Genomic DNA, 21,238 nt, shown 5'->3' with positions numbered 1-21,238 from the left:
CACGGACCGGAACGCGGCGGTGGGAGGCGGGCGAAGTGACTAAGGTGATCTGCTCGGTAACCCTTTCGCATGGAGGCGGCATGTCGGCCACCCGCTACACCTACCTCGGCCCGGCGGGCACCTTCACGGAGGCGGCCCTGCGCACCCTGCCGGAGGCGGCGACCCGGGAGCTGGTGCCGCTGGCCTCGGTGCCGCTGGTACTGGACGCGGTGCGCGCGGGCGAGGCCTCGGGCGCGTTCGTGCCGATCGAGAACTCCGTCGAGGGCGCCGTCACCGCGACCAACGACGAACTGGCCGCCGGCACCCCGCTGATGATCTACCGGGAGGTGCTGCTGCCGATCTCCTTCGCGCTGCTGGTGCGGCCCGGCACCGAACTGGGCGACATCAAGACCGTCACCAGCCACCCCGTCGCCCAGCCGCAGGTGCGCCGCTGGCTGGCCGCCAACCTGCCGGACGCCCGCTGGGAGTCCTCGGCCTCCAACGCCGACGGCGCCCGGCTGGTCGCCGAGGAGCGGTTCGACGGCGCCTTCGCGGGCGAGTTCGCGGCGCCGATCTACGGCCTGGACCCACTGGTCAAGGACATCGCCGACGCGCAGAACGCGACCACCCGCTTCATCCTGGTGGGCCGGCCGGGTCGGGTCTCCTCGCCGACCGGGGCGGACAAGACCTCGATGGTGGTCTGGCTGCCGGACGACCACCCGGGCGCGCTGCTGGAGCTGCTCCAGGAGTTCGCGGTGCGCGGGGTCAACCTGATGCGGATCGAGTCCCGCCCGACCGGTGAGGGGCTCGGCAGCTACTGCTTCCTGATCGACTGCGAGGGCCACCTCGCCGACCGCCGGGTGAGCGAGGCGCTGATGGGCCTCAAGCGGATCTGCCCGCAGGTGCGCTTCCTCGGCTCCTATCCGCGCGCCGACCGGCAGGTCACCAAGCACCGGCGGCCGGGCACCTCGGACGCCGACTTCGGCGCGGCGGCCGACTGGCTCTCCCGCTGCCTCGACGGGCGCGGCGACATCTGAGGCGCGCGGGGCCGCCGGGGCGAACGGGGCGACCGGGGTACCCGGCTCCGGGTGTCCCGGGCCTGCGGGGCGGCGCGGCCGGCTGCGGCATCCGGGTGACCCGGGCCGCCCGGACATTTGATCGCCGGCTTTCGTTTTCCTGTTCTTTCTTGACTGTTTTCGACTGAACTCAGCCACCGGGGCAGGTGACCGCACCCGTCGTCCACAGGCTCCACAGCGGCGGAACCGGCTGTCCACAGGGCCGGTGGCTGTCCACAGCCGAAAGTTATCCACAGACCTGGGGACGAGTCGACAAACCGGTATAGCCATCGGCCGTTTCGGTCGGAACACCGGTTAGCGGCGCAGAGATGACTAATCGGACCAGAGTCACCCGTGTGCCAGCAAATCACCCGTCTGAGTGCTTCAATTCCCTCACCCGGGAAGGTCAAATGAGGTTTGAAACCTCAATTCCTAGGTTGCGGCCTCTCTCCCCACCCGGATCCCGGCCATCCACAGCCCACCCGATCCACCTGTGGATAACTCACCCCCCGGCGCTTGCCCACAGGAGTTATCCACAGGATGGAGCGAGTTATCCCCAGGGGAAATCCGCTACCGGTGGACGGGCCCCCGCCCGGTAGGCTTGGCCCCGTGATTGACCTTCGCCTGCTCCGTGAGGACCCTGACCGAGTGCGCGCCTCGCAGCGCGTCCGTGGCGAGGACGTCGACCTGGTCGACGCCCTCCTCTCCGCCGACGAACGGCGGCGGTCCTCGGGCAGTCGCTTCGACGAGCTCCGCAACGAGCAGAAGACGCTCGGCAAGCAGGTCGCCAAGGCCCAGGGCGAGGAGAAGACCGCCCTGCTGCAGCGCACCAAGGCGCTCGCCGAGGAGGTCAAGGCCGCCGACGCCGAACAGGGCGTGGCCAAGGAGGAGGCCGAGCGCCTGCTCCGCTCGCTGGCGAACCTCATCGACCCGGCCGCCCCGGTCGGCGGCGAGGAGGACTTCGTCACGCTGGAGGAGATCGGCACTCCGCGCGACTTCGCCGCCGAGGGCTTCGAGCCCCGTGACCACGTCGAGCTGGGGCAGATCCTCGGCGCGATCGACACCGAGCGCGGCGCCAAGGTCGCCGGCGCTCGGTCCTACTACCTGACCGGTGTCGGCGCGCTGCTGGAGCTCGCCCTGGTCAACATGGCGATCACCCAGGCCACCGCGGCCGGCTTCACCCCGATGATCACCCCGGCCCTGGTCCGCCCGGCCGCCATGGACGGCACCGGCTTCCTCGGCCAGGCCGCCGAGAACGTGTACTTCCTCGAAGAGGAGGAGCGCTACCTCGTCGGCACCAGCGAGGTCCCGCTCGCGGCGTACCACATGGACGAGATCATCGACGCGGACAAGCTGCCGCTGCGCTACGCCGGCTACTCGTCCTGCTTCCGCCGCGAGGCCGGCACCTACGGCAAGGACACCCGCGGCATCATCCGCGTCCACCAGTTCGAGAAGGTGGAGATGTTCGTCTTCACCACGCCCGAGGACGCCGAGCAGGAGCACCGCCGGCTGCTGCAGTGGGAGAAGGACTTCCTGAACGCCCTGGAGCTGCCCTACCGGGTGATCGACGTCGCCTCCGGCGACCTCGGCTCCTCGGCGGCGCGCAAGTTCGACATCGAGGCGTGGATCCCGACCCAGGGCAAGTACCGCGAGGTCACCTCGACCTCCAACACGACCGAGTACCAGTCGCGCCGGCTCTCCATCCGGATGCGCGAGGAGGGCAAGGTCCGCCCGCTGGCCACGCTGAACGGCACCCTGGTCGCCGTTCCGCGCACCATCGTGGCGATCCTGGAGAACCACCAGCAGGCCGACGGCTCGGTGGTGGTCCCGGAGGCGCTGCGGCCGTTCCTCGGCGGGCGTTCCGTCCTGCCCCCGGTCAAGTAACGCCCACCGCACCACCGCCCGAATGCAACTCCCGGGAGACGCACGGCCCATGAGCAGTACCAGCCCCAGCCCCGTCTCCCCCGGCGCCGGTGGCGACCTGCCCTTCCGGCTGGTCGCCACCGACCTCGACGGCACCCTGCTCACCAGCGAGGAGACCGTCTCCGCGCGCACCCGCACCGCGCTGGCCGCCGCCACCGGCGCCGGAGCGGTGCACATCGTCGTCACCGGCCGCTCGGCCGCCTGGGCCCGGCCGGTCTTCGACGAGATCGGCTACCGGGGCATAGCGGTCTGCGGCCAGGGCGCGCAGGTCTACGACGCCGGGGCGCACAAGCTGCTCACCTCGCTCACCCTGGACCGCAGGCTGGCCGCGCTGGCGATCGCCAAGATAGAGGCGGAGACCGGCCCGCTGGCCGTCGCCGCCAACCAGGACGGCCTGGAGGGCGACGTCCTGGCCGGTCCCGGCTACGAACTCCTGATCGGCTCCGACCTGCCGGTGGTCCGGGTCGACAAGGGCGAGCTGCTCGCCGCCCCGCTCAGCAAGCTCTACATCCAGTGCCGCGGGCTCACCGACGACGCGCTCGCCGAGACCGCCCGCCGGGTCGCCGGCGACCTGGTCGGCGTGGTGATGTCCGGCGCCGGCATCGTCGAACTGCTCCCGCTGGGCCTCTCCAAGGCCACCGGCCTGGCCGTCGCCGCCCGCCGCCTGGGCCTGCGGGCCGCCGACACCATCGCCTTCGGCGACATGCCCAATGACGTGCCGATGTTCGGCTGGGCCGCGCACGGCGTCGCGATGGCCAACGCGCACCCGGAGCTGCTGGCGGTCGCCGACGAGGTCACCGTCGGCAACGACGAGGACGGCGTCGCCGTCGTCCTGGAGCGGCTCTACCCGCGGCACTGAGCACCGGCCGGGCCGCCCGACGGCACCCGGATGCTGACCGTGAAAGAAAGAGTTTGTATGCTCCGCTGAAGCTCCGCGTCTCCCGGTGCGGTGCTCCTGTGCGGTTGTCCCGGCCCACCCGGGCCGTGCCCGCCGGACACGTACAGGATTGCTGCTTCCGCCGCTGAGAGGTACGCGCATGTCAGGCCAGTGGGACGAGAGCACGTCGGGGGCGGAAGGCCGGCGGCGCGCCGCGAACGGCCCCCGCGGCACCGGCGCCGCACGCGCGGCCGGCACCCCGCGGACCGGCGGTTCACGCGGCGGCGCCGGCACCGACGGACCGGCGGACGACGCCCGGGTGCCCGCGCCCCGGCCCGGCGGCCGGGCGGAGGCCCGGCGGGCCGCCCAGGCCAAGGGCGGCGGCCGCGGCAAGGGCGACGGCGGGCGGTCCGAGGACGGGAAGGCCGAGGGCACCGCGACGGGCGGCCGCGCGGCCGCGCGCAACAGCCGCAAGCCGAAACGGAACACCAAGAAGATCGTGGCCTGGTCGGTGGCCGGCGTCCTGGTGGCGCTGGCGGGCACCGGCGGCGCGATCTACTACAAGCTGAACGGCAACATCAAGTCCTTCGACGCGGACGCGATCTCCACCGACCGCCCGCCCGAGGCGGTCGCCGACGCCAACGGCAACAAGCCCGTCAACATCCTGCTGATCGGCTCCGACTCGCGGGCCGGCAAGAACAGCGACCTCGGCGGCGGCAACGAGGACGGTGCCCGCTCGGACACCACGATCCTGTTGCACGTCTACGCGGACCACAAGCACGCGGTGGGCATCTCGATCCCGCGCGACGCGCTGGTGACCATCCCGGCCTGCAAGCTGCCGAACGGCAAGTGGACCAAGGAGTCGCCGGGGCAGATGTTCAACTCGGCGTTCTCGGTGGGCAACAGCGAGGCCGGCAACCCGGCCTGCACCCAGAACACCGTGGAGAAGCTCACCGGCATCCGGGTCGACCACACCATCGAGGTGAACTTCGAGGGCTTCGCGGCGATGACCGAGGCCGTCGGCGGCGTCGACGTCTGCCTGCCGAACGACATCTACGAGGGGCACCTCAACCCCAACCTGGGCAAGAAGGGCAAGGTCGTCCTGCCCAAGGGGAAGCAAAAGCTCTCCGGCCAGAAGGCGCTGGACTACGTCCGGCTGCGGCACGGCATCGGCGACGAGTCCGACGTGGGCCGGATGAAGCGCCAGCAGGCCTTCCTGTCCTCGCTGATGGCCAAGGTCAAGGGCGAGGGCCTGAACCCGACCACGCTGCTGCCGCTGGCCGACGCGGCCACCAAGTCGATGACGGTCGACCCCGGGCTGGACTCGGCCAAGAAGCTGATGGACTTCGCGCTGTCGATGAAGAACATCGACCTGCACGACGTCAAGTTCCTGACCACGCCGTGGCGCTACAACGGCCCCCGGATCGACCTGGTCCACCCGGCCGTCGACAACCTCTGGAAGACCCTCCAGGCCGACCGCACCATCGACGGCGAGGACGCCACCGGCAAGCAGGAGGACGCGCCGCAGACCCCGGCCCCCGCCGAGACCACGCCGGCCGCGCCCTCGCCGACCGCCGTGGACGGCCCGCCGGTGAAGGTCGCGGTCTACAACGGCACCACCGTCACCGGGCTGGCCGCCAAGGCGGCCGAGACGCTCAAGACCAACAAGGTCACCGTCACCGGCACCACCACCGCCAAGAACACCAACAAGGCGACCACCACGGTGGAGTACGGCTCCGGGCAGAAGGCCAACGCGGAGCGGATCGCGGCGATGTTCCCGGGCGCCCAGCTGACGCCCACCTCGGCGGCCGGCATCAGCCTCGTCCTCGGCAAGGACTACGCCGCGGCCAACCCGGCCGCGACCGGCGCCACGCCCAACGTGCCGGCCCCGCTGCCCACCGAGGTGGTCAACGAGGCCCGCTCGGCCGACGACGACATCTGCAGCAACGTCTCCTACGGCTAGCCGCCGCGGACCCGCCGCCGCCCCCCGGACGCCCCGGGGCCGGCGGCGCGGCCGTCAGAGCGCGGCCCGGATCCAGCCGTCGACCAGCGCGGTGAGGTCCTGGTCGGCCTGGCCGTGCTCGACCACGTGGGTGCGGATGACGTCGCCGCCGCCGTGGCCGAAGAGGCCGCCGCGCTTGTCCGCCTCCAGCACCACCTCGACCCGCTGCGCGGTGGTGACGAAGCTGACCTCCAGCGAGTTGCAGACGTGCGCGTACTGCGGCGCGGCGGAGAACTCGATCTCCTGGTAGAACGGCAGCGTCTGGCCGGTGCCCCGGATGTGGCCGGCCTCCAGGTCGGCCGAGCGGAACCGGAAGCCGAGCTGCAGCAGCGAGTCCAGGATCCGGCGCTGCACCGCCAGCGGCTCGATCTCCAGCGGGTCGGAGTCGCCCTTGTCGAGCGCGCCCGCGATGTCGACCTCCGTCCGCACGCCGAGCTGCATGCCGTGCAGGTGCTGCCCGGCGACGACGGTGACCGGGGCCTCGAACGGCACCTGGACGGCGAACGGGATCGACCGGTTCTCGCCGGGCGCCAGCACCAGCGGCGCGGTGACGGAGAACCGCGCGAACGGGTAGAGGCCGGTGCTCTCCCCCTCCTCGTGCTCGATCTCCACCCGGGCGACCAGGGTCAGCGTGATCCCCCGGATGTCCGCCTCGACCGTCCCGCCGGTCAGCTCGACCGTTCCGTGCAGGGTGCCGCCGGGCTGCACGGCCGGCGTGGTCAGGACGGTGTCGACGCCGGGACCGCCGACGCCCAGGGCACCGAGCAGCTTCTTGAACACCATGGGGGCGCTCTCCTCGAAATAGGGGTGGACCGAAGTCGTCGGGAGGAACGCCAGGACGGCCCGGACGGTTCCCCCGCGCAGGTGCGAGCCAGTTGTAGGATGACCGGGCAAGCGGTTGTAGGATGACCGATGACCGCAGATCGACGCGCAGAGGGGAGCTCCGCCATGACCGCGTCCGGCCACAGCGAGGACACCTTGCAGGCCGCCGGCCGGCGCTCCCTGGTGGACACCGCCATCGACCAGCTGCGCGAGCAGCTCGCCGCCGGCAGCTGGCCGGTCGGCTCGCGGATCCCCACCGAGCACGAGCTGGCCGAGCGGCTTCAGGTCGGACGGAACACCGTGCGGGAGGCCATCCGGGTGCTGGTGCACGCCGGGATGCTGGCCACCCGGCAGGGTGAGGGCACCTTCGTGCGCAGCACCAGCGACCCGGCCTCCGTCCTGCGGGGCGTGCAGCGCTCCGGCGTCCGGGACGTCCTGGAGGTCCGGGCGGCGCTGGAGGCCGAGGGCGCCCGACTGGCGGCGCTGCGGCACACGCCCGAGGACATCGTCCGGATGCGGGCCGCGCTGGCCCGCGAGGCGGAGGTGATCGCGGCGCACCCGGAGCGGGCCGGCCGCGAGGCGACCGTCGAGCACGACCTCGAGTTCCACACCGCCGTGGTCGAGGCCGCGCACAACCCCGCGCTGACCGAGGTGTACCGCTACTTCGGCGCCTCGGTGCGGGAGTCGATGCGGACGGCCTTCGGGGACCACGAGATGCCCGAGGTGGTCGTGGCCACCCACGCGGCGCTGGTGGACGCGATCGAGAGCGGTGACCCGGACCGCGCCGAGGCCGCGTGTCGGACGCTGCTCGCCGAGCCGACCGCGGCCGTCGAGCAGCTCCTCGCCGCCATCGCGGCCCGGAAGTAGGCGGCACCCGCCGCCGCCCTCCCGCGTCCGTCCCCCGTTTTCACGAAAGAGCAGCACGTCCCATGGCCGTCACCCGTGCCCAGCAGCCGGTCCTCGTTCCCGCCCCGCTCCCCGTCCGCACCCGGTTGGCCCACCCCGCCCTGCTGCTGACCGGCATCGTGCTGGTCGCCCTCAACATGCGGGCCTGCCTGGCGGCGATCTCGCCGATGGTCGGCGAGATCCAGCACACCTTCGGGCTCTCCGCGACGGCGAGCGGTCTGATCACCACCGTCCCGGTGCTCTTCCAGGGCGCCGGCGCCCCGCTCACTCCCCGGCTGACCAGGCGGTTCGGCACCGAGCGGGTGGTGCTGGGCGCGGTGCTGGTGCTCGGCGCGGGCGTGCTGCTGCGGGTGCTGCCCTCGGTGGCCGCGCTGTACGCCGGCTGCGTGGTGATCGGGGTCGCGATCGCGGTGCTGAACGTCTCGATGCCGGGCCTGGTCAAGCGCGAGTTCCCGGGCCGGGCGGCGACCATGACCGGCGTCTACTCGACCACCATGCTGGTCGGCGCCACCCTCGCGGCGGGCACCTCGGTGCCCCTGGAGCACGCCCTCGGCGGCGGCTGGCGGGCCTCGCTGGGCGCCTGGTCGCTGCTGGCCCTGATCGCCGCCGTCGCCTGGCTGCCGCAGGTGCTGCGCTCGCGCCAGGAGAAGGCGGCGGTGGCGGCGGCCCCCGCCGGCCGGCCGATCGAGGGGGTCTGGCGCTCGCCGCTGGCCTGGCAGATCAGCCTCTTCATGGGCATCTCGTCACTGCTGGTCTACACCCTGGTGGCCTGGATGCCGACCATCCTGGCCGACCACGGGATGGACCGGAGCGAGGCCGGTCTGGTCTTCGCCTTCTCCAACCTGGTCCAGGTGGCCGGGGCCTTCCTGGTGCCGCTGATGGCCGGCCGGATGACCCGGCAGCGGACGCTGGCCGTGGTGATGGCCGTGCTGAACGCGGTCGGCATCACGATCCTGCTGGTCTCGCCGGTGCCCGGGGCCTGGGTGTCGGCCACCATCCTGGGCATCGCCCAGGGCGGCTCGCTCGGCCTCGCGCTCGCCTTCATCGTGCTGCGCACCGACAGCGCGGCCGGCGCCGCCCAGCTGGGCGGCATGTCGCAGGCGGTCGGCTACCTGGTGGCCGCGGCCGGACCGGTCGGCGCCGGGGCCCTGCACCAGCTGACCGACGGCTGGAACGTCCCGCTGCTGCTGATGCTGGTGCTGGCGGCGGTCGCCGCCGTGGCCGGCTGGGGCGCGGGCCGCGACCGGACGCTCTGAGGCCCGGTGCCGGCCGCGGGCCCGCCCCGCGGCCGGCCGGGCCCGCTACTCCTCGGCGGCCAGGGTCAGACCGGCCAGCTTCACCGAGGCGAGCAGCGTCGCCGCCACGGTGAGGACCAGCAGCAGCGGGACGGCCACCCCGAGCGCGACGTCCGCGGTGATCGCGCCCTCGCCGGCCACCGCCTCGGCCACCGACAGCCCCCACTGCTGGACGCTGAGCGTCTTGGCGCCCTTCACGAAGTTGCCGATCAGGGACTCCCAGATCAGCGCGTAGACCAGCCCGGCCACCACGGCGTGCCGGGTGACGACGCCGAGCAGCAGGAACAGCGCGCTGTAGGCGGCACCGGCCACCAGCGCGGCGACGGTGTAACCGAGCGCCAGGCCGTCCTCGGTGCCGTACAGCAGCAGGCCGGCCAGCAGGATCGGGACCGCCGAGAACACCCAGGTGGTGCCGACCGCCACCGCCAGCTTGGTGGTGATGATCTTCCAGCGGGGCAGCGGCTTGGCCAGCAGGTAGACGATCGAGCCGTCGTCGATCTCGGTGGCGATGGCGCCGGTGCCGACGACCAGGCCGAGGATCGGCAGCAGCGTGCCGAGGCCCAGCTGTCCGAGGATCTTTACGGTCAGGTCGTGCTTGTCCCCGCTGGAGCCGCTGGCGATCGCCGAGACGAGCAGCAGCAGGGCGGGGACCACCAGCAGCAGGATGCCGCGGCGGCGGCCCAGCAGGCCGCGCAGCGTCAGCCTGGCGACGGTCGGGTTCATGGTTGGTCGGCCTTCCTGGGGTCCGGTTCCGGGGGTGGGGCTACGCGGAGACGAGGTAGGAGAAGACGCTCTCCAGCGACTCGTCGGCCGGGGCGACGGTGTACAGCCGGACGCCGGCCTGCTGGGCGACCTTGGGCAGCAGGGTGGTGAAGCCCTGGAAGTTGACCGCCTGGATCCGCAGCCCGCCCGCCTCGCCCGCCGCCGCCCTGGCGTCCGGGCCCGGCACGTCCAGCTCGATGCCGGCCGTCGACGGGTCCGCGATCAGCGCGGCGGCCAGCCGGCGGTCGTCGCTGGAGCGGACCAGGTAGCGGTGCGGCCGGTCGGTCATCAGCCGGCGGATCCGGCGGAAGTCCCCGGAGGCGGCGTGCCGGCCGGCCACCACGACCTCGATGTGCCGGGCCAGCTGCTCGACCTCCTCCAGGATGTGCGAGGAGAAGAGCACCGTGCGGCCGTCGGCGCCGAACCTGCGCAGCAGCTCCATCAGCTGCAGCCGCTGGCGCGGGTCCATGCCGTTGAACGGCTCGTCGAGCAGCAGCACGGCGGGGTCGTGGACCAGCGCCGAGGCCATCTTGACGCGCTGCTTCATGCCCTTGGAGTACGTCCCGGTCTTCCGGTCCTGGGCGTACTCCATCTCCACCAGGGACAGCGCCCGCCGGGCCGCCGCGGCCGGGTCGGCGAGGCCGTGGAGCTCGGCATTGGCCAGCACGAACTCCCAACCGGTCAGGTAGTCGTACATCGACTCGCGCTCGGGGACCAGCCCGATCTGCCGGTACACCTGCTGGTTGCGCCAGATCGGCGCGCCGTCCAGGGTGACCGCTCCGGTGGAGGGGGCGAGGAAGCCGCTCATCATGTGGATGAGGGTCGACTTGCCCGCGCCGTTGGGCCCCAGCAGGCCGGTGACGCCGGGACCGATCGCCATGCTGACGTCGTTGACGGCGACCACGTTGCCGAACCAGCGGGAGACCTTGTCGATGGTGATGGTGGCCATGACGCCCTCTCAGATCCTGCGTTGTCAGATGTTGCGGTAGCGGCGCAGCAGCAGCGCGTACGAGCCGGCCACCATCGCGGCGGCGGTGGCGGCGAAGACCACCACGCCGAGGGCGCCGGGCGCGTGCAGCCGGTCCGGCCCGCTGCCGAGGTCGAAGAGCTGGTTCACCAGGCTCTCCACCAGCTCGTTCGGCGCGAGCAGGGCCGTCCACTGCGCGGAGTCCGGCAGGCCAGCCCGGCCTTCCGAGCTGATGCCGCTGACGACGCCGACCACGGCGGTGCTGATCGCCAGGTAGCCCATGATCGCGGCCACCCCGAAGCCGCGGCGCGGCGTGGTGGCGGCGATCACCAGCGCGACCGAGGTGGGCACCAGGGCGTACAGCACGGCGGTGACCAGGCCGTAGAGGACGTGCGCGGTGTTGTGCCCGAAGCCCAGCCCGCCGAGCAGCGCGCCGACGTAGAGCACCAGCAGCGGGGCCGTCATCAGCAGCAGCTGGGCGCAGGCCATCGCGGCGTACTTGGCCCGGACGTAGTCGGCCCGGGTGATCGGGCGGGAGAAGTACAGCGGGACGGTGTGGTGGCGGAGGTCCCGGGAGAGCAGCACGGGCGTCTGCGAGGCCAGGAAGATCGAGACCAGCAGGCCCACGATCCCCAGGTACTCCGGGTAGTCGACCGGCAGTTCGTCCTGGCGCTGGACGAGGGCGATCGCCACCATGATCGCGGCCGGCGCGGTGACCAGACCGAGCAGCAGCATCGGCAGCACCTTGGACCGGCCCGAGCGCCCGAGGCCGTACGCGGCGCGCAGGCTCTGGGTGAACAGCGAACGGGTGGCGTAGGCCCGGCCGAGCCGGGGGCCGGCGTAGCCGCGGTACCCGATGTCGTGGATGACGCCGGTGTCGAGCGACCTGGCCTCAGAGGGCAGTGCCATCTGCGGTACCTCCCTTGCTCTGCTGACCGCTGGTCTCCGTGAACAGCTCGGCGACCCGGTGGCGGCGCTGCTCCAGCCGGACCAGCCCGAGGCCGAGGTCCGCGACCGCGTCGCGGATGGTGTCGTAGGTGTCGTCGCCGGCCAGGCGCACCAGCAGGAGCCGCGCGCCCTCCGGCTCGACCGCGAGCCCGGCGGCGGTCAGCCGCTCGCGCACGGCGGCGCTCGCGTCGCGGGTGAGGTCGTCGGGGAAGTCCGTCACCTCGACCGCGAGGGTGGCCGTCACTCCGGTGAACGACGCGGTCGACGAGGAGCGCAGCAGCTTGCCCCCGTCGATGATGACCAGGTGGTCGCAGGTCCGCTCCAGCTCGCCGAGCAAGTGGGTGGTGACCAGCACCGAGATGCCGAAGTCGGTGTGCACCCGGCGGATCAGCGCCAGCATGTCGTCCCGGCCGACCGGGTCCAGCCCGTTGGTGGGCTCGTCCAGCAGCACCAGCTTCGGGTCGTGGACCAGCGCCTGGGCCAGCTTGACCCGCTGCTTCATGCCCGTCGAGTACCCGCCCATCGGCCGGTACCGCTCCTCGTACAGCCCGACGTGCCGCAGCGTGTCGGCCGTCCGCTCGCGGGCCGCGGCGGCCGGCAGCCCGGCCATCCGCGCCATGTGCACCACGAATTCCGTCGCCGAGACGTCCGGCGGCAGGCAGTCGTGCTCGGGCATGTAGCCGACCTGCTCACGGATCTGCCAGCCCTGGGTGGCGATGTCTAGGCCGAGGACCCGCCCCGTACCGGAGGTCGCCGGGGCCAGCCCGAGCAGGATCTTGATGAGTGTGGACTTGCCCGCGCCATTCGCCCCCACCAGGCCGACCACCCCGGGCTCCACCTCTACGGTGAGCTGATCGAGGGCGGTGACCCGGGGGAACCTCTTGGTGAGGCCGTCCGTCTTGATGACAGTGGACACGTCCCTCACCGTAGTGCGGCCGGACCCTCCGGGCCATGAGCTCGAATGACGACGCCCCGTGCTGCTGCGGTATGACATCCGCCCGATGATCCCCTAGGGGTTCCGGCCCGCCACCGCCCTTGTATTCTTTGCGAATTCCTAACACGGGGGCCGCCGGGGAGAGTGCCCGGCAGGGAGGGACGAGAGCACCATGTCGGATCGCGCGACCGCATTTGACCGGATGATGAACCCCTGGGCGTACGACGCCGACGGGAACCTGACCACCGCGGCCAGGCAGCAGGAGGGTGCCCGCACCCGGATCAACTCGGCGAACGCCCCCGGCGACGGCGGCACCGTCGGGGTCGACCCCGCGGCGCTGGACTCCGCCGCCAACTCGTCGGACCAGATCCACGGCCGGCTCAACGGGGACGGCCGGGCCGCCGACGACGAGACCACCCAGGTGGCCACCTCGCTGGCCAACTGGAGCACCGGCAAGGCGGCCGCGCAGACCGCCGCCACCTGGGACCAGCAGATCGCCGCCCTGAACAGCACCATCGGCGAGCTCACCCAGGCCCTGCGGGACAGCGCCACGAACTACCGGAACAACGAAACCGCCGTCAAGCACGACATGAAGGGCTGAGGGGGCGGACGACATGGTCGACTTCCACGAACTGAGCACCGCCAAGCTGGACGTCCTCGGCACCGCCGCCACCGCCTGGGAGGACGTCGCCAAGAAGCTGAAGGCGATGGACGAGGACTGGGACAACACGGTCATCGCCAAGGTCAACTCCGCCAACTGGAGCGGCCCCACCGCCGACCAGGCCCGGCCCAAGCTCCAGCGGGCCAACGAGCAGCTGACCGCCGCCGTCACCGAGGCCACCGCGATCGGCTCGATCCTCAAGGACGCCGGGAACGACTTCCAGGCGGCCAAGGCCAAGCTGGACAAGGCCGTCGCGGACGCCCGCGGCGCCGGGCTGACCGTCACCGACGACGGCACCGTGAGCTGGCCGCCGGCCGACAACGCCACCCGGCACGACCCGGACGCCAGCCGCGCCTACAACGACGAGAACCGCACCAAGGCCGAAGCGGCCCGCAAGGCGATCGACGCGGCCGTCCAGGAGGCCACCGCCGCCGACGAGCGCGCCGCCTGGGCGCTTCGCTCGGACGCGTCCGCCGACGAGGTGAAGTCCTTCAACGCCAAGGCCGTCGGCGGCGGACCGGAGGCGGACGGCATCCGGGCCGCCCAGCTCGCCGGCAAGGGCGGGAAGATCTCGGACACCGAACTCACCGAGCTCAACTCGCTGCTGGCCGCCAACGCGAACGACCCGAAGTTCTCCACCCGCTTCTACCAGGACCTCGGCCCGAAGGGGACGCTGCAGGCCTGGAACAGCATGGTCGGCGACGAGCAGCAGTTCAACGGCGCCAGCGACGCCCGGTGGAAGCAGTACCAGGAGCTGCAGAAGAACCTCGGCCTCAACCTGGCCACCGCCACCCGCACCACCAACGAGCCCCACCTGTCCGACCAGTGGGCCGCCGACCTGCGCAAGGCCGGCTCCGAGACGATGTGGGACAAGCCGTACCGCCAGAGCGGCCTGGACTACTCGCCCTACGGCTACCAGGTGCTCTCCGGCATCCTGCGGACCGGCGACTACGACCCGCACTTCCTCAACCCGATCGCCGAGCACATCACCCAGCTGGACACCGACGACAAGTACTGGCCGGCCCCGGTGATGGGCCCGCGCAGCGACCGGCGCGGCTACAACCTCCTCGGCCAGGAGGGCGGTTCGGGCTGGGAGCCGACCACCGCCGTACTGGAGGCGCTCGGCCACAGCCCTGAGGCGGCCACCAAGTTCTTCCACGACCAGCCGACCGCGTACAACACCGACGGCTCGGTCAACCCGAACGGCAAGGTCAAGCCCTCGGACTACCTGACGTACTTCACGCACGACAAGGAGTACACGCCGGACACCGTCTCGCAGAAGAACGAACTGCGTCAGCAGGGCATGCGCAGCGGTCCGGACGCCCTCGGCCACGCCCTGGAGGCGGCCACCACCGGCCGGCCGTACGACGACCACTCGGGGGTCGCGCCCAAGCACACCGCCGACCAGGCCGAGGTCATGAACCGGGTCGTGCAGACCTTCGGCACCCACGGCAACGGCGGCGTGCTCGACGACCTCAAGGGCGAGGACGCCAAGTTCGCGCCGCTGCGGGACAGCCTCGGGCACATGACCGCCGACTACATGGGCGACACCCAGCGCGCGCTCTCCCCGCACAAGGACGACCTGCCGGTCAACGGGGCCCCGGCCGGGCTCAAGGAGGCACCGGTCCGCGGCCTGCTCGACGCGCTCGGCCGCGACCCCGACGCGTACGGCGCCGTGGTCAACGCCAACCAGGCGTACTCGACCGCGGTGGTGCGCGGCCACATCGACAGCGGGCAGACCGACTTCGCCCGGCTGGAGTCGGAGATCGACTCCACCTCCCGGGCCGGCGGCGTCATCAGCGGCATCCTCAACGAGGCCCGGATCGACGAGGTCCACCAGGAGCACGCGTCCTCCGACAAGGAGTACAACGAGGCCCTGGAGAAGAACGCCGGGTACGCGCAGACGGCGTTCAGCACCACCATCGGCCTGGCCACCGAGCGGGTCCCGCTGGCGGGCGAGGCGGCCGACTTCCTCGTCGAGCAGATCACCGACAGCGTGGTGAAGGCCAACGAGCGCGACACCACCGAGGACGGCAACCAGGAGGGGCGCGACTTCGTCGCCGAGGGGCGCGAGGGCGCGGCGGTCGGGGCGAAGCAGGCCGTCATCGACGCCGCCAACGGCACCAAGCTCAGCCCGGAGGACATCCAGCGGCTGGCCGACAGCGCCGGGGACCGGGCCCTCGACGGCTACACCGACGGCTCCTCCGGCAGCCAGAGCTCCGGCGGCTGAGGGTCGCCCCGCGCCGCGGCGGCGCGGGGCGACCGGTGGGCGGCGTGCCGCGAGGCACACCGCCCACCGGGTGGCGCCGGATCAGGCCAGCAGGTCGGACTGGAGCGTGACGACCTGGCGGAACGCGGGCGGCTGGACGCCCCGGGCGTTGGTCATCGTGATGACGCCGACGATGTCGCCGGCGCTCAGGTAGGCCAGGTACCCGGTGGTCCGGCCCTCCCCGGCCAGCGTCGTGCTCTCGCGGGTGGCGAGGTCGACGCCGGAGACGCTGTCCCAGCCGATGACGGAGGCGGGCCGCAGACCCGGCAGGTCCTTCGGTTCGCCGTCGCCGCGCAGGTCGGCGAAGACGTCCCAGGCCTCGACGGAGGAGCCGAAGCGGAGCAGTCGGATCTGGGTGCGGGTGCCGTCGGAGGCGGTCCACTCCCGGACGGTGGCGGCGCGGCAGACGTCGCGCAGCAGCAGGGCCCGCAGCTTCGCCGGCTCCTTCTGCTCGGCGGCCATCGCGTCACAGGCGACCCAGTCCGCCGGGGCCGTGCCGGCGGCCGGGGTCGGGGCGGCCGACCCGCCGGTGGCCGCCGGGGCGCTCGCGGGGGCGCCGTCGGGCGCGGCGGGCGACGACGCGGCCGGGCTCGCGGTCGGTGCCGCGGTCGATGCCGCGGTGGGGGTCGCGGTCGGGGTCGCGGTCGGGGTCGGGAAGACCGCCGGGACCGACGAACCGCCGGCTTCCTTCGGGGCGGGCAGGAGCAGGTACCGCAGGTCGGCGGCGTGCCGGCTCTTGTTCTCACCGGGCGCCGCCTGGCCGGACGGCAGCGGCGGCAGGGCCAGCGCGGGGAAGGTGTAGCGGCCGTCGCCCCGGGTGGCCAGGCCCGGGATGTCGGTGCGCTCGGGCGCGGTGACGGCCAGCGCGGCGCCGGTACCGGCCAGCACGCAGACCAGGGCGGCCGCGCCCCAGCGCAGCGCCGCGTTGCGCCGGCGGGTGCGGCGGGCCGCGAGCTCCTCGGGGCTCGGCGGCGGGAGCGACGGCAGGGTCCCGGCCCCGGGGGCGACGGCCCAGGGGTCGTCCCCCGGGACCGCCTCGGCGGGCGGGCCGGCCGGAGCGGCGGGGGGCGCGAACGGTGCGAGGGGCGCCGGGGGCGCGTCGGCCCCGGCCGGGGCCGCGCTGTCGTGCGGGGTGGCGTGGTCGGTCATGCGGACGCTCCCGGGCTGGCGAGGCGGTCGAGCTGCTGGCTGAAGAGGGTGACGATCTTGTCCTTGGGCAGCGGTGCCGCACCCTCGGCGCTCATGATCACCAGGAGGTCGCCCTCGGCGGCCGAGCACTCCAGGTAGTCGATCGGCGCGGACGGCGGAGCGGGCATCAGGTAGCAGTGCGCCTCGGGGTGCCCGGGGATCCCGGGGCCGATCCGGAAGAGCCCGGTGTCACCGGTGAAGACGGCCGTGTACTCGTTGGCCTTCTGCACCTCCTGCTGGTTGAACTGCCGCAGCCTCAGACCGATCACCAGGTCGTCCGTACCGGTCTTGTAGGTGCGCACCCCGGTGGCCTTGACGTGCAGGCCCTCCCAGTACTGGCGGAGCTTGTCCCGCTTCTCCTTGGGGATCTGCTGGAGGTCGCTGTCCATCTCGGCGGAGAGCTGGTCCGCCGACAGCTCGACGTCGTTGCCGTAGCCGCCGTCGTCCGGGCCGAGCGCGTAGCCGGCCGGGACGGGCAGCAGCAGGTCGCGCAGCGAACCGAAGTGGTTGCCGTTGGCCTTGGCACCGAAGGGGGTGGGCGTGGCGGTCGGGGCGGGCGCCGCCGCCGTCGGTGCGGCGGCGGCGCTGGCGGGCGCGGGGTCGTCGTACCGGGTCTCGATGACGCCGACGCCGATGACCACGCCGACCAGCGCGGCCGCCACGGTCGCGCCGGTGGCCCGGAGGAGCCGGCGACCGGTGGGCGCGGGCCGCTCCGGGCCGGCGGCGGCCGGCCCGGGCGCGGGGGCCTGCTCGACCGGCCCGGGCGGCCCGAACGGCTCGACGGGGACCGGCGCGGGGTTCGCGGCCTCGGTCACGGTCACGGTGCTGTCGCTCATACCAGCCGCTCCCACTGCTGCTTGGCGATGTCCTTCACGACATCGGGGTTCACCGGCCGCGTGCCGAAGGCCTCGACCTTCATCACCAGCGTGCCGCGTTGCGCCAGCGCGGTGCCCAGGTAGTACTGCTCGGTGGACTCCGCCCAGTGCGAGGGCTCGCTGTCGACGTGGAAGCCGCCGTTGGCGTCGTCCGCGAACGGCTGGAGCCGGTACGCGGCGGCGGCGTACTTCGCCGAGGCGGCGTGGTCGGGGCCGTACTGGATCAGCGAGACCCGGACCTTCAGGTCGTCCTTCTTCCAGTCCACCTCGACGGCGCGGCGGAACTCCGCGACGTTCAGGGCGCGGAAGACCTCCGCCGACCGGCCGGTGTGCTCGGCGAGCTCGCCGATGGTGATCCAGCTGGGCGTGTCGGGGAAGTCGGCCCAGGCCGTGCTGCCGGCCGGCGCCGTCACCAGCAACTTCCGCAGGTCGCCGTCGACGGCCGGCGGCCTGGGCGCCGCCGCGGCGACGGCCGCCGGGTCCACCACCTCGGCCGGGTAGGACGGCCGGGCGACCTGGATCGGCGGCAACGGGGTCGGCGGACGGTTCGCCTGCACGGCGTAGCCGACGGCGCCGCCGAGCAGGGTGCCCAGCAGCAGTCCGCAGGTCAGCAGCAGCACCGGCCGGGGCCGGCGCGGGCGGTTCGGCGGCAGGACGGCGGCGGTGGGCGCGAACCCGTCGGCGAAGACCACGGCGGGCGGCGCGGCGGGCGCGTCGGGCGCGGGTCCGTCAGCGGGGGCGACCGGTTCGGCGGGCGGTGCGGCGGGGGCGGCCGGTTCGGCGGGCGCCTCGGACGCGGGGCCGTCGGCGGGCGACGGCTCCACGGGACGGGTGGTCACGGAGTGGCTCCAGGAGGGGGAAAGGTGACGTCGGGCGTGGGCGGCGGAGCGGTTCAGCCGCCGGAGGAGAGCCGCTCGCGCTGGCGCTTCATCAGCTCGCTCAGCAGCGCCTTGTCCGGGGTCCCCTTCACCTCGACGTCGAGCGTGTACTGGACGTCGCCCTGGCTGGAGATGCCGGTCATCGAGCCGGTGTACGCCTGCTGCTTGGGCTTGCGGACGTAGCCGTGGGCGGCGGGATCGCCGTCGATCGCGATCGGGTCCAGCTTCATCGTGTAGCCCTGGACGAACTCGCTCGCCATCGCGGTCGAACCGAAGCGCATCAGGGTGACCGTCACCTCGGCCTTGCCGTCCGCCGTGCGGTACGTCCGGGCGGCGGCCTCCTTGTACCCGTAGGAGCCCAGGATGCGCATGATGCCGTCCTGGTTGTCGAAGAGGTCGGCCACCTCGTCGTCGGTCAGCTTCATCCCGTCCGGCGGCCCGTAGGACTCGCCGGCGTCGGGGATCGGGAGCAGGAAGTACCGCAGGTCGCCTTCGTGCCGGCCCCCGCTGACGGTGCCCTTGAGGGTGCTCACCGGCCGGGGGACGGGTGCGACGGTGGTCGGCGCGGCGGTGGTCGGCACCGCCGTGGGCGAGGCCGACGCGGTGGTGCTCGCACTCGCGCCGACGGTCGCGGTCGGCGCGGCCTTGGCCGGGGCGGCCACGACGGCCGGCCGGTCGTCGGGCTTCCCGACGGCCACGGTGACGGCGGCGCTGGTCGCCGTCACGGCGAGCAGCCCGGCGGTGGCCAGGGCCACGCCGACGGCGCGCGGCAGCTTCCGCCCGGAGGCGGCCACCGGCGCGGCGGCCACGGGATCAGCGGCGGGTACGGGCGCGGGTACGGCAGCGGCTTCGGCCGCGGGATCGGCAGGGGTTTCGGACGACGCACCGTTCGCCGGTTCGGCGGCGGACGGCACGTTTTCGGGCGCGGACAAGGAGCTCCCCCGGGGAATGTGGAATGTCGCGCACGGGCCCCTCGCGGGCCACCCCCCGTGGCTCTCCAGGCCGACCGTCACGCGTATCACCAGGAATTATGAGAGCCGCCCGGGAGGTGTGCCAACAAAATCAATCACCGCACTCCCACCCAATGATCAATCAATCGGACATCCCGTGACCGAACCGCAATCGGCACCCGGAGACCGCGTCGGCCCGCCCGGTGGGAGACCACCGGGCGGGCCGATCGGCGGGACGGATCAGGAGTGGGCGCGCTCGGTCAGCTCGACGACCTTGCCGGCGGAGTCGATCGCGACCTTGTAGTCCCCGGCGGAGCACGGGTAGAAGCCCTTGGTGCTGGTGGGATCGGTGAGGCACTCACCGATGTGCTTCACCAGACCGGCGACGTTGACGTCCTTGGACGGGGCCAGTACCGAGTTCAGGTGGCCCTTGGCGGCGGGCGCGAACGGCGCGCTCTTCTCGGCACCGACCGGCTCGAAGACCACGTCGTTGACCCCGCACGCGGTCTTGGTGTCCTTGTAGACCAGCGTGGTCGTGGTGGTCCCCTTGACCGGGTAGACCCACTTCTGCCCGGCGGGCAGCGGCGCGGCGTCGCAGAACCCCTCCGGCTCGTCACTCGCACCGGCCGACGGCTTGGCGCTCTTGCCGCCCGTCGGCGCGGCACCCGTCGGCGCGGCGGCGGACGAGGCGGCGGACGAGGCGGCGGGCGAGGTGGCCACCGGGCCGCCGCCCGCCTGGTCCGACGCGTTGTCGGGCCCGCAGGCCGTGAGCCCCAGCGCGGCGACCGCGACCAGGCCGACGCCGCATACTCTCCGGAAAATGGGCATGCCGAAAGAACCCCCGTTTGACGCATGATCAGATTGTGAGGCGTGCGGCGGAAAGACTAGCCCCTCCCACGGACTACTCCGCGAAGCCTGCGAGAACGCGCCACAGGGCCGGCGACACCGTGCCGGGTGGGTCAGATCGGCTCGACTGCGACGCGGCGGTGACACAGGCGGCGCAGATCATCGACATCGCCGGTTACCACGGTCACGTCGCCGTGTTCCGCGTGCGCGGTGGCTGCGAGCATCGCGTCGATGGCGTACTCATGGCCGTGAAGTCCCTCGGCTGCCAGCAACCTGCTCGCCCCACGTGCGATCTCCTCGGTGACTGGCCGCACTTTGGCGAGGGAGACCGCGTGGTCGAACGCCGTCTGCGGCACCTCGGGGTCACGCGCCTCCACCAGAGTGGCCGCACTCGTCACCACCAGAAGATCCAGCGTGCGGGCGACGTCCAGCCACACAGTCATGTCGCGGTGCCGCCGGGACAGCTTGGAGAGAGCCTCGCTGTCGAGAACAAGCGTGCCGCTCACGCGGCGTTCGCCGGGGCGGAGTCTGCGCGATGAGCGGCATGGTGCGCGCGGACGCGCTCGGCCTTGGTCGTCACCTCCGCCGGATCCACCGGCCCGTGATCGGCTTCGGCGGCCTCGATGTACTCGTCGATGGCTTCGCGTTGGAGCTGGCGTTGCACGGCCTCCTCGATGTAGGAGGAGATGCCCTGCTTGCCGGCGCGGACGCGAATGGCTTCCAGCGTCTCAGCGCGCAGGGAAACACTGGTGACTCGTGTCTTGCCGGGACGCGGTGTAGTCATGGGAAAACTGTAGTACGTAGTGTGTGAGGCTGCTGGCGATCGGCCCTGCGCGTAGGGTCGCCCGTGTGCGACTGAGCACGGTGATCCTCCCCATCCACCGGTGGAGCGAGGGGCAGAAGATCTGGCGGCGGGCCGAGGACCTCGGGTTCCATGCCGCCTACACCTACGACCACCTGTCCTGGCGGTCGTTCCGGGACGAGCCGTGGTTCGGGGCGGTGCCGACGCTGACGGCGGCCGCGACGGCGACCGAACGCCTGCGGCTGGGCACGCTGGTGACCTCGGTCAATCCTCGTTCACCTATCGCATCCTGACCTGCG

At 72.6% G+C, this 21,238-nt stretch carries 20 protein-coding genes and 1 pseudogene; 9 read left to right on the top strand and 12 right to left on the bottom strand.

Features of this window, described 5'->3' with window-relative positions:
* Positions 1–80 precede the first annotated feature (80 nt).
* The 4 genes from pheA (at position 81) to ACZ34W_RS04810 (ending at position 5,797) form a co-directional block, all read left to right on the top strand.
* Positions 81–1,016 (top strand): prephenate dehydratase, encoded by a 936-nt coding sequence (pheA, locus tag ACZ34W_RS04825; RefSeq protein WP_329488941.1) that lies wholly within the window; start codon positions 81–83, stop codon positions 1,014–1,016.
* Between the two features lie 627 nt (positions 1,017–1,643).
* On the top strand, positions 1,644–2,918 hold the full coding sequence (serS, locus tag ACZ34W_RS04820; protein WP_329488940.1) for a serine--tRNA ligase: 1,275 nt from the start codon (positions 1,644–1,646) through the stop codon (positions 2,916–2,918).
* Positions 2,919–2,967: 49 nt separating this feature from the next.
* On the top strand, positions 2,968–3,816 hold the full coding sequence (locus ACZ34W_RS04815) for an HAD family hydrolase (protein WP_329488939.1): 849 nt from the start codon (positions 2,968–2,970) through the stop codon (positions 3,814–3,816).
* Between the two features lie 178 nt (positions 3,817–3,994).
* Positions 3,995–5,797: an LCP family protein gene (locus ACZ34W_RS04810; RefSeq protein WP_465601816.1), complete on the top strand. Its 1,803-nt coding sequence runs from the start codon at positions 3,995–3,997 to the stop codon at positions 5,795–5,797.
* Positions 5,798–5,851: 54 nt separating this feature from the next.
* On the opposite strand, the gene ACZ34W_RS04805 is transcribed toward ACZ34W_RS04810, so the two are convergent.
* Positions 5,852–6,619 carry a sporulation protein gene (locus ACZ34W_RS04805; RefSeq protein ID WP_465601813.1) on the bottom strand — a complete coding sequence of 256 codons (768 nt, stop codon included), beginning with the start codon at positions 6,617–6,619 and terminating at the stop codon, positions 5,852–5,854.
* Between the two features lie 165 nt (positions 6,620–6,784).
* Between ACZ34W_RS04805 and ACZ34W_RS04800 the strand changes: the two genes are divergently transcribed.
* On the top strand, positions 6,785–7,525 hold the full coding sequence (locus tag ACZ34W_RS04800; RefSeq protein WP_329488936.1) for a FadR/GntR family transcriptional regulator: 741 nt from the start codon (positions 6,785–6,787) through the stop codon (positions 7,523–7,525).
* 62 nt (positions 7,526–7,587) lie between these two features.
* Entirely contained in the window at positions 7,588–8,820 is a 1,233-nt protein-coding gene (locus ACZ34W_RS04795; RefSeq protein ID WP_465601808.1) for a CynX/NimT family MFS transporter, read from the top strand.
* Positions 8,821–8,865: 45 nt separating this feature from the next.
* Here the strand turns inward: ACZ34W_RS04795 and ACZ34W_RS04790 are convergent, their stop codons facing one another.
* Genes ACZ34W_RS04790 through ACZ34W_RS04775 form a run of 4 tightly spaced genes read right to left on the bottom strand, consistent with a single transcriptional unit; the run spans position 8,866 to position 12,452 of the window.
* A complete protein-coding gene (locus tag ACZ34W_RS04790) occupies positions 8,866–9,582 on the bottom strand; it encodes an ABC transporter permease (protein ID WP_329488934.1) in 717 nt (238 codons plus the stop codon).
* 40 nt (positions 9,583–9,622) lie between these two features.
* Positions 9,623–10,570 carry an ABC transporter ATP-binding protein gene (locus ACZ34W_RS04785; RefSeq protein WP_352297736.1) on the bottom strand — a complete coding sequence of 316 codons (948 nt, stop codon included), beginning with the start codon at positions 10,568–10,570 and terminating at the stop codon, positions 9,623–9,625.
* 24 nt (positions 10,571–10,594) lie between these two features.
* On the bottom strand, positions 10,595–11,497 hold the full coding sequence (locus tag ACZ34W_RS04780) for an ABC transporter permease (protein WP_465601803.1): 903 nt from the start codon (positions 11,495–11,497) through the stop codon (positions 10,595–10,597).
* On the bottom strand, positions 11,481–12,452 hold the full coding sequence (locus ACZ34W_RS04775; RefSeq protein ID WP_465601800.1) for an ABC transporter ATP-binding protein: 972 nt from the start codon (positions 12,450–12,452) through the stop codon (positions 11,481–11,483). The genes ACZ34W_RS04780 and ACZ34W_RS04775 overlap by 17 nt, the downstream gene beginning before the upstream one ends.
* Positions 12,453–12,642: 190 nt before the next feature.
* Here ACZ34W_RS04775 and ACZ34W_RS04770 point away from each other — a divergent pair, with 190 nt between their 5' ends.
* On the top strand, positions 12,643–13,071 hold the full coding sequence (locus ACZ34W_RS04770; RefSeq protein ID WP_352297741.1) for a hypothetical protein: 429 nt from the start codon (positions 12,643–12,645) through the stop codon (positions 13,069–13,071).
* A 13-nt stretch (positions 13,072–13,084) separates the two neighbouring features.
* Positions 13,085–15,361 (top strand): hypothetical protein, encoded by a 2,277-nt coding sequence (locus ACZ34W_RS04765; protein WP_329488928.1) that lies wholly within the window; start codon positions 13,085–13,087, stop codon positions 15,359–15,361.
* 81 nt (positions 15,362–15,442) lie between these two features.
* Here the strand turns inward: ACZ34W_RS04765 and ACZ34W_RS04760 are convergent, their stop codons facing one another.
* The 7 genes from ACZ34W_RS04760 to ACZ34W_RS04730 all read right to left on the bottom strand — a co-directional run bounded on the left by ACZ34W_RS04760 (position 15,443) and on the right by ACZ34W_RS04730 (position 20,921).
* Positions 15,443–16,549, bottom strand: a complete 1,107-nt coding sequence (locus ACZ34W_RS04760; protein WP_465601797.1) for a hypothetical protein — start codon at positions 16,547–16,549, stop codon at positions 15,443–15,445.
* Positions 16,546–17,424 carry a hypothetical protein gene (locus ACZ34W_RS04755; protein WP_329488926.1) on the bottom strand — a complete coding sequence of 293 codons (879 nt, stop codon included), beginning with the start codon at positions 17,422–17,424 and terminating at the stop codon, positions 16,546–16,548. Before ACZ34W_RS04755 ends, ACZ34W_RS04760 begins: the two co-directional genes overlap by 4 nt.
* On the bottom strand, positions 17,421–18,302 hold the full coding sequence (locus tag ACZ34W_RS04750) for a hypothetical protein (RefSeq protein WP_465601794.1): 882 nt from the start codon (positions 18,300–18,302) through the stop codon (positions 17,421–17,423). The genes ACZ34W_RS04755 and ACZ34W_RS04750 overlap by 4 nt, the downstream gene beginning before the upstream one ends.
* A gap of 53 nt (positions 18,303–18,355) precedes the next feature.
* Positions 18,356–19,150, bottom strand: a complete 795-nt coding sequence (locus ACZ34W_RS04745; RefSeq protein WP_465601791.1) for a hypothetical protein — start codon at positions 19,148–19,150, stop codon at positions 18,356–18,358.
* A 381-nt stretch (positions 19,151–19,531) separates the two neighbouring features.
* Positions 19,532–20,119 carry a hypothetical protein gene (locus ACZ34W_RS04740; RefSeq protein ID WP_465601789.1) on the bottom strand — a complete coding sequence of 196 codons (588 nt, stop codon included), beginning with the start codon at positions 20,117–20,119 and terminating at the stop codon, positions 19,532–19,534.
* Positions 20,120–20,250: 131 nt separating this feature from the next.
* Entirely contained in the window at positions 20,251–20,643 is a 393-nt protein-coding gene (locus ACZ34W_RS04735; RefSeq protein WP_465601786.1) for a type II toxin-antitoxin system VapC family toxin, read from the bottom strand.
* The gene (locus ACZ34W_RS04730; protein ID WP_465601783.1) at positions 20,640–20,921 is read right to left on the bottom strand and encodes a hypothetical protein; all 282 of its coding nucleotides are present in this window, start codon (positions 20,919–20,921) and stop codon (positions 20,640–20,642) included. Before ACZ34W_RS04730 ends, ACZ34W_RS04735 begins: the two co-directional genes overlap by 4 nt.
* Positions 20,922–20,986: 65 nt before the next feature.
* Here ACZ34W_RS04730 and ACZ34W_RS04725 point away from each other — a divergent pair.
* A pseudogene (locus tag ACZ34W_RS04725) lies at positions 20,987–21,223 on the top strand (LLM class flavin-dependent oxidoreductase); the annotation flags it as partial.
* Positions 21,224–21,238 lie beyond the last annotated feature (15 nt).

The sequence above is a fragment of the Kitasatospora sp. NPDC022856 genome (genome assembly GCF_055561235.1).
Note: the sequence above shows the minus strand (reverse complement) of the source record. Positions and strands in the feature narration are given on the sequence as shown.